We start from the raw sequence: 14,382 nt of genomic DNA on the forward strand, positions 1-14,382 counted from the left end.
CCCAGACCTACCTGTCAGACGAGGCCCGCGCCCAGACCTACCAGGACTGGGTTCATCACTACAATCACCACAGACCCCACACAGGCATCGACGGCAAATCACCCATCGAGCGACTCGCCGTCCACAACCTCCCTGGGAAGAACACCTAGATCAGGACGCGGCCTCGGCGGCGAGTCGGCCGAGCGTGTCCTCGAGCTGGGCCTCGGTGACGAGCGGGAACCCCACCTGTTCGAGGAGTTTCTTGTCGGTGACCTTCGACCAGTCGTAGGTGTGGCGGACCAGCGTCTCGTTGGGACCCTGGGACTCCAACTCCCACAACCACTCCCATCCGGGCGGCTCCGTACCGGCGGGGGTCGTCTTCCAGGCCAGCAGCTTGTCCTTGGCGTATCCGGTGACGTGGTTGTCGGTCTTGTACTCCCCGCCCATGTGGTCGCCCGCCATGTTCATGGTGAACACGTCGCCGACCTTCTGGATCCGATCGGCGTGGTCGACGCCCCGGATGAACCCCGAACCGTCGAGCGCCTGGTGCCTCTCGGGGTTGGAGAGGACGTCGAACACCGCGTCGACCGGTGCCTCGATGACTCGTTCGACCGTGACCTGAGTACTTCCGTTGTCGCTCATTACACAACCCTGCCGAAACATGTGTATCTCGGCAACGTTCCTGCTGAGGCCGGCGGTCAGCGGGCGAGAACCCATGGCCCGGCGGCCGCGACCGTCACCGCGACCGCCGCAGTGGCTGCGACCCCGACCACCGAGCCGGCGACGGTGAGGATGACCGTCACCTCGATCGCCACGACGATCCACGTCCCGAACGCGACACGGGTGCGATCACGGGCGATCGCCGACAACAGCACCACCTGGAGGACGGCGAGGGCGGCACCGATGTAGGCGAAGAGCCACAGCAGGGGGACGAGTTCGTCGTAACCGTCGCCGAAGACGATCGGGACCATCGGCCCCGCGCCACCCGCCACCAGCGTGAGCACCACGCCCACACCCGCGACCACCGTCACCGCCTGCCGAAGAGAGACCCGGGACCGGGCGGGATCGGCGAGGCGCGGATAGAAGACGACGCCGATGGCCTGCGGCAGCCAGAACGCGACCTTCGTCGCGATGGCGCCGAGCGCGTACACCCCGACCGACTCGGCATCGAGCACGCGCGGTGAGAGCAGCAGGTCCACCGACGACGCCACGATCAGCACCAGCTGGACCTGCGACGCGCGAACCACGCTGAGGACTCCGACCGTCCCCGACGTCGCCGCGGCACGCGCCCGCTCCCCGACCCTTCCTACGACCACCCAGACGACGACGGCCGACACCGCGGCACCGAGAGTCCCGGCGAGCAGTCCACCCGCCGGACCGGCACCGACGACGAAGGCCCCGATGATCGGCATCGAGCGCAGGATCCCGACGGCGGCCAGCACCCACGACAGCGTCCGGAACTCGCCGCGTCCCTGCAGGATGCCCTGACCGGTGGCGATCAGCGCCAGCAGCGGGGCCGCGCCGAGGGCGGCGAGAGTCGTGACGACCCCGGTGCGCATCAGCAACGCGACGAGCGGTGTCGCAACGGCGACCAGCACCACCACGTACAGCGTCGTCTGGACACCCACCCGGCGCAGGCGGCGCTCGTCGCAGCCCAGGACCACCTCGCGCGCGACCACGTTCTGCAGCGCCAGGGCGGGCACACCCAGCACGAGCATCGCCGACAGCAGGACCGCGAACTCGCCGTACTCGCTGACGTCCAGGTAACGGGCGCTCGCGGCCAGATGGACCACGTACATGCAGACGTTGGCGACCATCGATCCGACGGCCACCGATCCGACGGCGCCGACTGTGCCGGCGGCGGGCCGGCGCCGTCGGCTCGGTCGGATCTGCTGCATGGCACAAGTGTGCCGAGTTGGCACCGGGTCCCGTGCACAGGGTGCTTTGCACCGGTCGTCGGGCATAGGCAACGATGGGTAGGCTGCAGAGTTCACCGACGAGAGATGCCGATGTACGACGACAACACCACCGACGACGCCGAATCGACCGATGTCGGTTCGCGTATCGATCCGGTGCTGGCCCGAAGCTGGCTCCTGGTCAACGGCGCGCACTACGCGAAGTTCGAGCGCGCCGCTCGTTCGCGCGCCGACATCGTCGTCCTCGACATCGAAGACGCGGTCGCTCCCAAGGACAAGGTCGAGGCGCGCAACAACGTCGTGCGGTGGATCGGTCCGAAGGACGGTTCCGGCCCCGGTGCCGGTGAGTGGGTCCGGATCAACGGATTCGGCACCCCGTGGTGGGCCGACGACCTCGCCGCCCTCGCGGAGACCGCGGTCGGCGGTGTGATGCTGGCGATGGTCGAGTCCGTCGACCACGTGACCGAGACCGCCAAACGCCTGCCCGGCCTGCCGATCGTCGCCCTCGTCGAGACGGCACGCGGACTCGAGCGGATCAGCGAGATCGCATCGGCCAAGGGCACGTTCCGACTCGCCTTCGGCATCGGCGACTTCCGTCGGGACACCGGTTTCGGCGACAGTCCACAGACGCTGGCCTACGCCCGGTCCCGATTCACCATCGCCGCCAAGGCTGCTCACCTGCCCAGCGCGATCGACGGCCCGACGGTCGGTTCCAGCGCTCTGAAGCTGAGCGAGGCCACGGCGGTGAGCGCGGAGTTCGGCATGACCGGCAAGATCTGCCTCACCCGGTCACAGTGCGCCCCGGTCAACGAGGGCCTGTCCCCGTCACAGGACGAGATCACCTGGGCGAGGGAGTTCTTCGCGGAGTTCGAGCGCGACGGCGGCGAGATCCGCAACGGTTCGGACCTGCCACGCATCGCGCGTGCCACCAAGATCCTCGACCTCGCACGGGCCTACGGCATCACCGAGTCGGAATTCGACGACGACCCGGTGCACGCACCGGCACCGTCGGACACCCACCACTTCTGAGCCGCACGGGTCGCGGTGTTCTCCGGACGGTTGCTCCCGGCGCTCTACGTGGTGAGTGTCGTTGCGGCCGTGGCAATCCTGGGACCCCTGCTACCGGCACTGCTCGGTATCGGACCGGGATACCTGCTCTTCCGGGATGCGGTGTCGACGCCGCGCACCCATGTCACCGACACCACGCTCGGCATCGGTGACCTGCCGCCGCGCGCGGTGCCGCAGGACTGGTTCGTCGCGATGGTGTCGTCGGTCGTCGACGGCGGTGTGGTGGTCGTCGCGATCTTGTCGGCCGCGTTGGTCTTCGCCGGCGTCGGGTTCGGCCGGTTGGCTTTTCGTCTCGTTCCCGGCGCCGGGCGTCCCGGGGCCGTCGCCGCCGCGCTCGTGGCGATCTGGAATCCCTATGTGGCCGAACGACTCCTGCAAGGGCACTGGAGCCTGCTCGTCGGCTACGCCGCGCTGGGCTGGATTCTCGTCGCCGCATCCGATCTGCGGGAACGGCCAGATGCGGCACGGTTTCTCCGGCTCGGCGGATTGCTGGCGGCAGCCGGGCTGACGCCGACGGGTTCGGTGCTCGCCGGGATCGAGCTGGCCGTGGTACTCATCGGTCGTCCGGTCGGCCTGCGGCCCGGCCTCGTCGCCGTCGGCCTGTGGGTGCTGAGCACCCTGCCGTGGGTCGTGACGGCGGTGATCAGCGACGCCACCACCACATCCGCCGCGGCGGGCGTCGAGGCGTTCGGTCTCCGGTCCGAGCCGGGGCTGGGTCCGGTCGGGACCGTTCTCTCCCTGGGGGGCATCTGGAACGTCGACGCGGTACCCGCCAGCCGGACGATCTGGTGGGCGGCGATCGCGACGTTCTGTTCGTTGCTCGTGGTCGCGACCGGCGTCGTCCACCTCTGGCAACGTCGGCGGACGCTCGATCCGCTGGTGCGGGCGATCGGAGCATCGGCCGTCGTCGTCGCGATCCTGCTGGTCCTCGGCACCTTCGGTCCGGGACAGTGGTTGCTGGAGTTCACGATCGAGCACGTCCCCGGCGCCGGTCTGTTGCGGGATACCCAGAAATTCTCCGCTCTTCTCGTTCCCGGAGTCGCGCTTGCCGTGGCCGGGGCCGTGGCGGCCGCCCGTCGACGGGTCCCGTCGGGTTTCGCACTCGCCGCCATCGTGCTGCTCGTCGTGGCTCCGCTTCCCGATCTCGCCTGGGGTGTCGGTGGTTCCGTGCGGCCGGTGGCCTACCCGGACGACTGGGCGGCGGTGGCTGCCGTCGTGCCCGACGATCGGGGTTCGGTCGCCCTGTGGCCCACGGACACCGTGCGGCACTACCGTTTCGCCGGTGGCGTCTCGCTCGATCCCGCCGCGCGGATGTTGCGGGCTCCGGTGATCGAGTCCGGAGCGCTCACCGTCGACGGCGAGGTCGTCGACGCGCCGAGTGCGCATGCGGCCGCCGTGGCGTCGGTGCTCGAAGCCGGTGGCTCACCCGCCGAACTCGCCGCGCTCGGCGTGGGATGGGTTCTCGTCGAAGATGATTCGACGCCCGAGCGGCTCGCCGCAGAAGCGCGCCTCGTCCACGACGGGGACGATCTCCGGCTGTACCGGGTCGATGGTCCCGTCGAGCGGGGTGCCGGAGCGGCCGATCGGGCTCTGGCACTCGCCGCACACCTGTGGTGGGCCATGATGCTCCTGGCGGGAGTCGTGGGCGCGGTCGTCGCTAGCGTGCGAGAACGGCGTCGAACGTCTCGATGAACCCGTCGCAGGTCGCGGCCCAGGAGTAACGGCCCAACCTGATCCTGGCGTTGCGCCCCAGTCGCTGGGTCTCGTCGGGGTTGTCGATGAGTTTTCTCGCGGCACTCACCAGTTCGTCGACGCCGTCGACGAGGAGGCCGGTGTTGCCGTCGTCGACGGAGTCGGTGAGACCGACCGAGCTGCGGTAGCCGATGGTCGGGACACCGTGCTGGGCCGCCTCGACGACCGCCAGCCCCCACCCCTCTTTGCGCGAGGGCATCAGGTGGACCCGCGCCTGCGAGAGCAGCTCGTGCTTGCGCTGCTCGCTGACGTGGCCATGGAAGGTCACCGCGTCAACGACCCCGAGCTCGGCTGCAGCGGAACGCAATTCATCGGACCACCAGCCACCGCCGATGACGTCGAGGTACACGTCGACCCCGGACCGACGCAGCTGTGCCAGCACGGTGAGAGCGTCCTCGACCTGCTTGTGCGGCACCAGCCGGGACAAGACGCACAGACGCACCGGGCCCGAACCACCGTCGGCGGCACCTCCGGTGAGCAGCGCGTCGGCCGGGACCGGGTCGATACCGTTGCGCACGACCGAGATCCGCTCCGCGTCGACGCCGAGGGCGACGAGTTCGGTCTTCGACGGCGTGGACACCGTGACATAGCGGTTCCGGCGATGAATCCTCGGCGACAGTCGCGACTCGATGAACCAGCCCACCTGCCCGAGCAACTGGCCGGCGACCGGCCACTGCTCGCGGTGGCAGTGGTGGACCAGTACCACCGTCGGCGCGGAGGCGACGAGGGTCGCGAAGAACGGCACCCCGTTCTGGGTGTCGACGACGACTTCGGGGTGACAGCCCCGGAGCGGCCCGAGGCCGAATCGGCCGGCCAGAATCGTCGCCAGCATGCGCGGGTACACGCTGATCCGCCCTCCGGCACGCACGAACCGCATGCCGTCGCGGTGCTCCTCACCGGCTGCCCCCGGGTAGGACGACGTCAGAAAGGTCACGCGCGCGCCGCGTCGGGCCAGTTCGGCACCGACACGTTCCAGATATGTCTCACTGCCGCCGCCCTGAGGGTGGCGGGTGTCCCGCCAGCACAGCAGCAGGACGTCGGAAGGTACGCGCATCGCACGACAGCCTACCGACTGGTATTGCCAGGCCGTCGTCACACCGGGAAGAGGCGAGTTCCGATCAGGGTTCCCCCCGTCACTGACAGACTTCATTTCGCTCCTGCGACTTCGATCGAAGTCGCAACGTCGAAACGAAGTCTGTGAGTGGAACCGGACCTGCGTTGACGAGCGCGACTGACCGTCGCCCACCGCTCGCGACTAGAGTTCTCCGACGATGACGACCACGACTTCCGGCCGGAACCGAATGGCCCGGCTGGCCACGCTGCGGCGTGCCGCCGGACTGCTGAACGACTTCCGCTTCGAGCAGTCCGACCCCGCCCGCTTCTACGGCGCACTGGCGACCGACACCGCGGACATGGTGGCGGCCTTCGTCCCCGACCCTGACGGAAAGGTCATCCTCGACGTCGGCGGGGGTCCCGGCTACTTCGCCGACGCCTTCCGGGCACGGGGCGCGCACTACATGTCGGTCGAACCGGACCCCACCGAGATGCACGCCGGCGGGCTCGAACATCGTGGGTCGGTCCGCGGATCGGGCCAGAACCTGCCCTTCGCCGACGGCTGCGTCGACGTGTCCTTGTCGTCGAACGTCGTCGAACACACGTCGACGCCGTGGGAGATGGCCGACGACATGCTGCGCGTGACCCGGCCCGGTGGCGTCGTCATCGTCAGCTACACGCTGTGGTGGGGACCGTTCGGCGGCCACGAGATGGGGCTCACCCACTACCTCGGCGGTCATCGTGCCGCGCGTCTCTACACGAGACGTCACGGCCACCCCCCGAAGAACCTCTTCGGCACGTCACTGTTCGCCGTCCACGCCACCGACGGCCTGCGCTGGGCGCGATCGGTGACCGACCGGGCCGATCTCCTCGCCGCCTTCCCCCGCTACATCCCGCGCTGGATGTGGTGGGTCATGCGCGTCCCCGGCCTGCGCGAGGTGCTCGGCACGAACCTCGTGCTGGTGCTGCGTAAGCGGTAGCACCTAACGCAAACCCACCCTTTTTCGGCAGATCCACCACCCGCGCGGGTGCCGGATTTGCCGAAAAAGGGTGGGTTTGCAGGGGCCCGCCTACTCCCCCGACAGGTCCGCGGTGCAGTTCAGCGTGCCGCCCTGGCTGGTCGCAGTCGCGAGTTGTTCCCCGTCGACGAGGATGCTGCAGGTCACCGGGCCGCGGACGACGATGGCCGAGAGGGTTGCCTTCGTACCCTTCACGGTCACTCGCTGCGACCAGGGCGACCCGGTGGCCGCGATGACCGTCGGCGCGCCGCCGCCCTTGCTGAAGCTCAGCGCCACGACGTCGCCGTTACCGGTGAGCTGGTAGGTCACCGTCGCCGGCCCCGGCTTCTTGCTCGGACTCGACGTCGTCTCCTCGGTCGTGGTCGTGGTGGTCGGGGACGAACTGGTCGTCGTCCGCTCGCTGGTGGTGGTCGTCGACGACGAGGACGCCGCCGCGGTCGAGGAGTCGTCTCCGCCGGACTTCGTGACCAGCACGATGACCAGCCCGAGGATCACCAACGCGGCCAGGGCGACCAGCGCGAGACCGATGGTGCGGCCCTTCGACGACCCGTGCGGGGGTTCGCCGCCCTGCGGCGCGTCGTACGGCGACGCTCCATAGGGCGACGCCGCCGTGTACTGAGGATTCGCGTACTGGGGTTCCGTGTACTGGGGTTCCGTGTACTGGGGTCCCGGCTGGGGCTCGGTGTACGGCCCGGGATACGGCTGACCTTCCGGATGCTGGGTGTAGGCCTGCGACGGCGGCGCCGAGGGGTCGTAGTCGGGATCGAACTGTCGGGTCTCCGGCGGATTGTTCCGCGGATCGTTCGGATCGCCCTGGGGTGGTCGGGTCATGCCGACGATTCTGTCATCCGGATCCTGATATCGGCCTGTGACCACGCGGCCCGGGCAGAACCCGGGCCGCGTGACATCCGGATCAGGAGCAGAGCGTCAAAGATCGGCGATGGCCTCGAGCGGCCCCGTCCGGGCCGCTCGGACCGCGGGCCACAGAGCCGCCAGCACACCGACCACCGCCGACGCGACCAGCGTGATCACGATCAGCGACCACGGGACCACCGGCGCGCCCAGACCCCAGGCGGCGAGCGTCCGCACCAACGCCACGCCGATGAGCGTTCCCAGAACCACACCGACCACGGCACCGAAGATCGAGATCAGCACGGACTCCAGATAGATCGAACGACGCACCTGGCCGCGCACCATGCCGATCGCGCGCAGCATGCCGATCTCGCGCTTACGTTCCACCACCGACAACGCAAGGGTGTTGATGATGCCGAGCACCGCGATCAGCAACGCCAGTCCGAGCATCGCGTAGAGCGTGCCGAGCATCTGGTCGATCTGGGCTGAGATCTGCCCCTTGAACTGGTCGCGGTCCTTGACCTGGACGGTCAGGTACCCGGCGGTCGCGTCCTCGAGACCGGTGCGCAAGGTGTCCAGATCGGCACCCGCCTCGGCCTTCACGAAGACCGTGACGTCGAAACGCGCCGCCGGCGGGACCAGTCGGTCGTAGACCGCGGGCCCGACGACCCACGGCTGAAGGGCCTCGTTGTCGGCGTACACACCGGCGATCGGGACCTGGACCTGCTCGCCGACGGGCGAGGTGAAGTTCAGGACCTGACCGCGCTCCCAGCCCTTCGTCATGGCCGTGCGGTGACTGATCAGCATCCCGTCGTCCGGCAGCGCCGTCGACGCGCCGTCCTCCATGTCCATGACCGTCACGTCGCTGAGCGGACCACCGAGCGCCGAGAAACCCTGCACCGGCTGATCGTCGACCTTCGCCTGCACGACGCCGAACGAGACCACCTCGCCGACGCCCGGCACGTTCTTCACCGCGGGTGCCACCGTGGGCGGCAACGGTCCCTGGTTGGTCCCCGCGAGGATGTAGTCGGCGGTGATCCCGGAGTCGACCGCCTCGTCGACCGTGCCCTTGAACGACTGGCCGAGCGTGCCGATGATCGCCACCAGCATCAGCCCCAGGGTCAGCGCGAACGCGGTCGCAGCCGAACGTCGGGGATTGCGAACGGCATTGGTGCGCGCGAGTCGTCCGATCGTGCCGAACGGGGCGCCGACCGCGCGACCGAGCACCCCCACGAACGGACGTGCGACCGCGGGCCCGACCAGCACCGCGGCCAGCACCAGGCCGGCCGCGCCCGCACCGACCGTCAGAGCCGGTCCGGAGCCCTCGTCCATCGCGCCGACGACGATGGCCACGATCGAGGCCAGACCGATGACCGCACCGATGACGGTGCGGTTGCGCAACGACGCCGATCCCTCGGCCGCCGATGCGCGCATCGCCTCCACCGGCGGCACCCGTGCGGCGCGAGCCGCGGGCACCCAGGCGCTGACCATCGTGACGACGACGCCGACCAGGATGCCGGCGAGCACCGCGCCGGCCCCGATCGTCAGCTCACCCTCCGGCAGACCCGACGTCGCACTGGTGAATGCCTTGAGCACGGCGGCCAGGCCGACGCCGATGGCCAGGCCCAGCACTCCGCCGATCACGCCGACGACGAGCGCCTCGAAGAGGACCGACCGCGACACCTGACGCTGGCTCGCGCCGACCGCCCGTAGCAGCGCGAACTCGCGGTTACGCTGCGCGACGATCATCGAGAAGGTGTTGTAGATGATGAATGTGCCCACGACCAGACCGATCGCCGCGAACGCCAGCAGGATGTACTGGAAGATCTGCAGGAACTCGTTGACCTGCGCCTTCTGGTCCTCCCGCACCTGATCGCCGGTCCGCGCGTCGTACAGGTCGGCGCCGAGGAGGGTCCGCACCCGCTCCTGCAGTTGCTCCGGGGACACCCCGGCGACGGCCGACATGTCGACGAGCCCGACGTGCTTGCCGTCGCTGAACAGTCGCGACGCGGTCGCGGCGTCGAACTGCGCGTTGACGTACCCGCCGGTCGAGGTGGGGAGATCGATCAGCCCGACGACGGTGACATCGAGTGGGGCGGCGTTGCCCTGGCCGATCACGACCTTGGTCTTCGACCCGACCTTCAGCCCGGCTTCCTCGGCGGCCGAGGAGTTCAGCGCGATCTCGCCGGCGTTGGCGGGGCCGCGGCCGCCCGGCATGATCCGGGACTCATCGGGATCGAGCGCCTCGTTCTCCGGGATGTAGGTGGTGCCGACGCTCGGGGCACCGCCGGTCTGGATGGCATTGCCGCCCGAATCGGCGACGGTGATCAACCCGTTGTTGTTGACGACGAGCTTGTCGATGCCGAGTTCGGCACGCTGGGCGCGCAGCTGGTCGACGACCGACAGCGGAACGCCGGGCGACTGCCGATCGGTAGGCGTCACCTCGACCGCCACGCCCTGCGCAGCGCTGTCGAAGATGTCCGTGAAGGCCTTCGAGATGGAACTGGTGAACACGATCGATCCGACGACGAACGATGTGCCGAGGACGATCGAGAAGAGGGTCAGGAACAGACGGAGCTTGTGCGCCCGCAGGTTTCGCAGCGAAACCCGGCGCATCACCGATGACGACGCCACGGCTCAGAGCGCTCTGGAGGTCTCGGCGGGAGCCGAGGCGGACGGGGCATCGGTGTGGTGGACACTGTCGAGGTTCTTCATGACCTCGAAGACGTCGTCGGCACTCGGGCGCGCGAGCTCCTGCACGATCTGACCGTCGGCGAGGAACACGACGCGGTCGGCGTACGACGCCGCGCGCGGGTCGTGGGTCACGATGACGACGGTCTGCCCGAACTCGTCGGTGGCGGCACGCAGGATCGACAGAACCTCACCCGACGACCGGGAGTCGAGGTTGCCGGTGGGCTCGTCGCCGAAGATGATGGCCGGCTTGCCGATCAGTGCCCGGGCACACGCCACGCGCTGCTGCTGACCGCCGGACAGCTCGCTGGGCAGGTGCGAGAGCCGGTCGGTGATACCGAGTCGGGAGACGACCGCGTCGAACCATTCGGTGTCGACCTCCCGGCCGGCGATGTCGACCGGAAGGGTGATGTTCTCTTTCGCGGTGAGCGTCGGCACCAGGTTGAACGCCTGGAAGACGAACCCGATGCGGTCGCGGCGCAGCATCGTCATCGCCTTGTCGGACAGTGCGGTCAGATCGGTGTCGCCGATGAAGACACGGCCGTCACTCGCGACGTCCAGACCCGCCAGACAGTGCATCAGCGTCGACTTGCCCGACCCCGACGGCCCCATGATGGCGGTGAACTCGCCCGCGCGGAACGAGATGGAGACGCTTTTCAGCGCCTCCACGGCAGTGTCGCCCGTGCCGTACCTCTTGGACAGGTTCTCCGCGCCCGCAGCCATTCCGTGTTTCGGCTCTCCGGCATCGCGGGCGGCCGCATCAGTCGTCGTCATGCCCTCAACGGTGCCAAATCCGACGACGATGCGCTATCAGGTAATCCCCCGACACCACCCTGAGGGGGTGATTGTCACACCTTCACCGCTCCCTGAGCAGCCCCGCCAAGCAACCCCATGCCGGTTGAGCCGACACCGAGCGCAGCGAGGCGTCGCGTCGAAACCCGCCCGCCACCACACCCCACCGCCCGGCTCAACCAGCATGGCGCGAGGTTTCGACGCGGCGGCTCGCTCCGCTCACTACCGGCTCAACCAGCAACCCCCACCCCCGCTTGCGGAGGGCGTATCGAAGGGCTACTTCGGTAGCTGGACCTCGAACGAGTGGATGCGGGTGGGCGATCCGGCGTTCTGGGAGACGACGAGCAGCGTTCGGCTGCGCTTCTTCGCGTACGGGGTGTCGGGGTGCCAGTTGCCCCACGCGAGGCCCGACATGTCGCCGGTGACCAGACGCGGCGTGCCGGTCGTGGAGAAGATCCGACGCTTGGGCATCGCCCGCTCCTTGCCGGAGAGCTTCTTCTTGCCGGTCACCGACGTAGCGTCGCGGGTGGTGGTCCAGAAGATGTTCGTCAGCGTGCCCGCTCCGCGTTCGAGGACGAGGAAGTCGGTGGAGTTGATGGCCAGCACGTCGGCGGCCACCTTGTTGGCGTCGGTGCGATAGACGAACTCGCGATCGGTCTTGCCGAAGGTGAGCAGACGCGCCGACGTGCGCCCGTCCTGCTTGAGCCCGCCCGCGGTGAGCACCGAGACCTGACCCTGCGGCCCGACCGCGACGCCGGTCAGCCCACGCTGCCCGGCCACACCCGACTTGGACGCCGGGCGCCACGCGGCGGGCAACCGCAGGTCGCGGACGAACTGGCCGAGCGGGCCGATCTGCCGGACGAACTGGTTGTTGCCACCGCTGACGACGGTGTAACCGCCGTTGGTCTTGCGGATGCCTTCGAACTGCGCACCCCCGGGCAGCAGCGGCACGAACCACGGGCCGAGGACCGTGCCACCACCGTTGAGACCAGGTCGGCCGACGAATGACGCGGTCTCCGAGGAGTATCCGATGCGGGCGGTGAAGAACCGTGCAGGGAGAACGTCCTCCGCGATCAGCGCGTACTGCCCGTTGGCGGTCCGGTCCAGTCCGGTGATCCGGTTGAACGTCGGAACGAAGTCGCCGAGCGTCGTCGTGTCGGTGTAGTACGCGCCCACGCCGGCGCCGGAAGCCGGTGCGGCCGAGGCAGGTTGAACTGCGAGCGGAGAGGTCAGCCCGAGTACACAGGCTCCGACGATCGTGGCCCCCCACAAACCTAGTTTCATGAGGGGTACGATACCTCAACCGTCACATCAGCCCCGGACCGAACCAACCGACCGGTCGCCGATCAGGCGAGTCGATGCTTCAGGGCATCCAACTCGTCACGCAGCGAGGTGGGGAGCTTGGGACCGATGAACTCGAAGAGCTCTTCGATCGACGGGATCTCCTCGCGCCACTCGTCGGCGTTGAACGCCAGGGCCTCGGCGACGTCGTCGGCCGGCACGTCGAGCCCGGAGACGTCGATGTCCTCCGGCTTGGCGACGATGCCGATCGGGGTCTCGACGCCCTCCGCCTCACCCTCGATGCGACCGATGATCCACTTCAGCACGCGGCTGTTCTCACCGAATCCGGGCCACAGGAAGCGCTTGTCGTCGCCGCGACGGAACCAGTTGACGTAGAACACCTTCGGCAGCTTGGATTCGTCGGCGTTCTTGCCGATGTTCACCCAGTGCTGCAGGTAGTCACCGACGTGGTAGCCCATGAACGGCAGCATCGCCATCGGGTCGCGACGCACGGTGCCGACCTTGCCCTCGGCCGCCGCGGTCTGCTCCGAGCCGACGGTGGCACCCATGAAGACGCCGGTCTGCCAGTCGCGGGCCTCGGTCACCAGCGGGACGGTCGTCTTGCGACGGCCGCCGAACAGGATCGCCGAGATCGGCACGCCCTTCGGGTCGTCCCACTCGTCGGCCAGCGACGGGCACTGTGCGATCGGGGTGCAGTAACGCGAGTTCGGGTGGGCAGCATTGTGATCGGACTCCGGGGTCCAGTCGTTGCCGAGCCAGTCGGTGAGGTGCGCGGGCGCCGGACCGTCGATGCCCTCCCACCAGATGTCACCATCGTCCGTGCGGGCGACGTTGGTGTACAAGGTGTTTCCGGCCTCGATGGTCTTCATCGCGTTCGGATTCGAGTCGTAGCTGGTACCCGGGGCGACACCGAAGAAACCGAACTCCGGGTTGATCGCGTAGAGACGGCCGTCCTCGCCGAAGCGCATCCAGGCGATGTCGTCGCCGACGGTCTCGGCCTTCCAGCCCGGAATGGTGGGCTGCAGCATCGCGAGATTCGTCTTGCCACAGGCACTCGGGAAGGCCGCGGCGATGTAGTAGACCTTGTTCGCCGGGCTGGTCAGCTTGAGGATGAGCATGTGCTCGGCCATCCAGCCCTCGTCGCGAGCGATGACCGACGCGATGCGCAGGGCGTAGCACTTCTTGCCGAGCAGCGCGTTGCCGCCGTAACCCGAACCGTACGACCAGATCTCGCGGGTCTCCGGGAAGTGGGTGATGTACTTCTCAGTGTTGCACGGCCACGGCACGTCGGCCTGACCGGGCTCGAGGGGAGCGCCCACCGAGTGCAGAGCCTTCACGAAGAAGCCGTCGTCGCCGAGGAGCTCGAGGACACGCGGACCGACGCGGGTCATGATCTTCATCGAGAGGACGACGTACTCGGAATCGGTGATCTCGACGCCCAGCTTGGGGTCGTCGGAGTCCAGCGGGCCCATGCAGAAGGGGATGACGAACATCGTGCGGCCGCGCATCGAGCCGCGGTACAGCTCGGTCATGGTGGCGCGCATCTCGGCGGGCTCGACCCAGTTGTTGGTCGGGCCGGCGTCCTCTTCGGACTCCGAGCAGATGTAGGTCCGCGACTCGACGCGTGCCACGTCGGCAGGGTCGGAGCTGGCGAGGAAGGAGTTCGGCTTCTTCTCCTCGTTCAGCTTGACGAGGGTTCCGGCCTTCACCAGGGCGGCGGTGAGGCGCTCCCACTCCTCGTCGCTGCCATCGGACCAGACGACCCGATCGGGCTGGGTCAGTTCGGCGATCTCCGTGATCCAGGCCAACAGACCCTGATGTTTGGTCGGCGCGCTGCTCGGGTCCAGTCCGGGAATGGTGGCTGCGGTCATCGTTGGGGCCTCCTGCGAGCATGTGACCTGCTGGAATGGTCACCGGTCAGTCGTCTAGGTGTTCAGGATACGTGTACCGAGCGGACG

12 protein-coding genes are annotated in these 14,382 nt (G+C 68.5%); 4 read left to right on the plus strand and 8 right to left on the minus strand.

Annotation, left to right across the window (positions count from 1 at the left end):
• A partial coding sequence (locus BPODLACK_RS16265) for an integrase core domain-containing protein (RefSeq protein WP_159405699.1) occupies positions 1 to 149 on the plus strand: 149 nt, incomplete at its 5' end.
• A gap of 1 nt (position 150) precedes the next feature.
• Here BPODLACK_RS16265 and BPODLACK_RS16270 read toward each other — a convergent pair.
• A complete protein-coding gene (locus BPODLACK_RS16270; RefSeq protein WP_006436781.1) occupies positions 151 to 621 on the minus strand; it encodes an SRPBCC family protein in 471 nt (156 codons plus the stop codon).
• Positions 622 to 677: 56 nt separating this feature from the next.
• Positions 678 to 1,796: a polysaccharide biosynthesis protein gene (locus BPODLACK_RS16275; RefSeq protein ID WP_159405758.1), complete on the minus strand. Its 1,119-nt coding sequence runs from the start codon at positions 1,794 to 1,796 to the stop codon at positions 678 to 680.
• Positions 1,797 to 1,988: 192 nt separating this feature from the next.
• On the opposite strand from BPODLACK_RS16275, the gene BPODLACK_RS16280 reads away from it, so the two are divergent.
• Entirely contained in the window at positions 1,989 to 2,924 is a 936-nt protein-coding gene (locus BPODLACK_RS16280) for an HpcH/HpaI aldolase/citrate lyase family protein (RefSeq protein WP_006436783.1), read from the plus strand.
• Positions 2,925 to 2,939: 15 nt separating this feature from the next.
• Entirely contained in the window at positions 2,940 to 4,655 is a 1,716-nt protein-coding gene (locus tag BPODLACK_RS16285; protein ID WP_159405700.1) for a hypothetical protein, read from the plus strand.
• Here BPODLACK_RS16285 and BPODLACK_RS16290 read toward each other — a convergent pair.
• Positions 4,621 to 5,769: a glycosyltransferase family 4 protein gene (locus BPODLACK_RS16290; RefSeq protein WP_159405701.1), complete on the minus strand. Its 1,149-nt coding sequence runs from the start codon at positions 5,767 to 5,769 to the stop codon at positions 4,621 to 4,623. The genes BPODLACK_RS16285 and BPODLACK_RS16290 overlap by 35 nt on opposite strands.
• Positions 5,770 to 5,986: 217 nt before the next feature.
• Between BPODLACK_RS16290 and BPODLACK_RS16295 the strand changes: the two genes are divergently transcribed.
• The gene (locus tag BPODLACK_RS16295; RefSeq protein ID WP_159405702.1) at positions 5,987 to 6,748 is read left to right on the plus strand and encodes a class I SAM-dependent methyltransferase; all 762 of its coding nucleotides are present in this window, start codon (positions 5,987 to 5,989) and stop codon (positions 6,746 to 6,748) included.
• Positions 6,749 to 6,838: 90 nt separating this feature from the next.
• Here the strand turns inward: BPODLACK_RS16295 and BPODLACK_RS16300 are convergent, their stop codons facing one another.
• The 5 genes from BPODLACK_RS16300 to BPODLACK_RS16320 form a co-directional block, all read right to left on the minus strand.
• Positions 6,839 to 7,618 carry a hypothetical protein gene (locus BPODLACK_RS16300; RefSeq protein WP_159405703.1) on the minus strand — a complete coding sequence of 260 codons (780 nt, stop codon included), beginning with the start codon at positions 7,616 to 7,618 and terminating at the stop codon, positions 6,839 to 6,841.
• Positions 7,619 to 7,714: 96 nt separating this feature from the next.
• Positions 7,715 to 10,255, minus strand: a complete 2,541-nt coding sequence (locus tag BPODLACK_RS16305) for an ABC transporter permease (RefSeq protein ID WP_159405759.1) — start codon at positions 10,253 to 10,255, stop codon at positions 7,715 to 7,717.
• A 21-nt stretch (positions 10,256 to 10,276) separates the two neighbouring features.
• The gene (locus BPODLACK_RS16310; protein WP_006436789.1) at positions 10,277 to 11,104 is read right to left on the minus strand and encodes an ABC transporter ATP-binding protein; all 828 of its coding nucleotides are present in this window, start codon (positions 11,102 to 11,104) and stop codon (positions 10,277 to 10,279) included.
• A gap of 294 nt (positions 11,105 to 11,398) precedes the next feature.
• Positions 11,399 to 12,406 carry an esterase-like activity of phytase family protein gene (locus tag BPODLACK_RS16315; protein ID WP_159405704.1) on the minus strand — a complete coding sequence of 336 codons (1,008 nt, stop codon included), beginning with the start codon at positions 12,404 to 12,406 and terminating at the stop codon, positions 11,399 to 11,401.
• Between the two features lie 62 nt (positions 12,407 to 12,468).
• Positions 12,469 to 14,295, minus strand: coding sequence for a phosphoenolpyruvate carboxykinase (GTP) (locus BPODLACK_RS16320; protein ID WP_159405705.1), 1,827 nt, complete (start codon positions 14,293 to 14,295; stop codon positions 12,469 to 12,471).
• Positions 14,296 to 14,382: the final 87 nt, after the last annotated feature.

This window comes from Gordonia sp. YY1, from assembly GCF_009872315.1.
GTDB classification, from domain to species: domain Bacteria; phylum Actinomycetota; class Actinomycetes; order Mycobacteriales; family Mycobacteriaceae; genus Gordonia; species Gordonia amicalis.

Bases quoted from the DNA above. Each gene is read 5' to 3' on its own strand.
- BPODLACK_RS16270 (WP_006436781.1), bottom strand. From the start codon at position 621: ATGAGCGACAACGGAAGTACTCAGGTCACGGTCGAACGAGTCATCGAG.
- BPODLACK_RS16275 (WP_159405758.1), bottom strand. From the start codon at position 1,796: ATGGTCGCCAACGTCTGCATGTACGTGGTCCATCTGGCCGCGAGCGCC.
- BPODLACK_RS16280 (WP_006436783.1), top strand. From the start codon at position 1,989: ATGTACGACGACAACACCACCGACGACGCCGAATCGACCGATGTCGGT.
- BPODLACK_RS16290 (WP_159405701.1), bottom strand. From the start codon at position 5,769: ATGCGCGTACCTTCCGACGTCCTGCTGCTGTGCTGGCGGGACACCCGC.
- BPODLACK_RS16295 (WP_159405702.1), top strand. From the start codon at position 5,987: ATGACGACCACGACTTCCGGCCGGAACCGAATGGCCCGGCTGGCCACG.
- BPODLACK_RS16300 (WP_159405703.1), bottom strand. From the start codon at position 7,618: ATGACCCGACCACCCCAGGGCGATCCGAACGATCCGCGGAACAATCCG.
- BPODLACK_RS16305 (WP_159405759.1), bottom strand. From the start codon at position 10,255: ATGCGCCGGGTTTCGCTGCGAAACCTGCGGGCGCACAAGCTCCGTCTG.
- BPODLACK_RS16310 (WP_006436789.1), bottom strand. From the start codon at position 11,104: ATGACGACGACTGATGCGGCCGCCCGCGATGCCGGAGAGCCGAAACAC.
- BPODLACK_RS16315 (WP_159405704.1), bottom strand. From the start codon at position 12,406: ATGAAACTAGGTTTGTGGGGGGCCACGATCGTCGGAGCCTGTGTACTC.
- BPODLACK_RS16320 (WP_159405705.1), bottom strand. From the start codon at position 14,295: ATGACCGCAGCCACCATTCCCGGACTGGACCCGAGCAGCGCGCCGACC.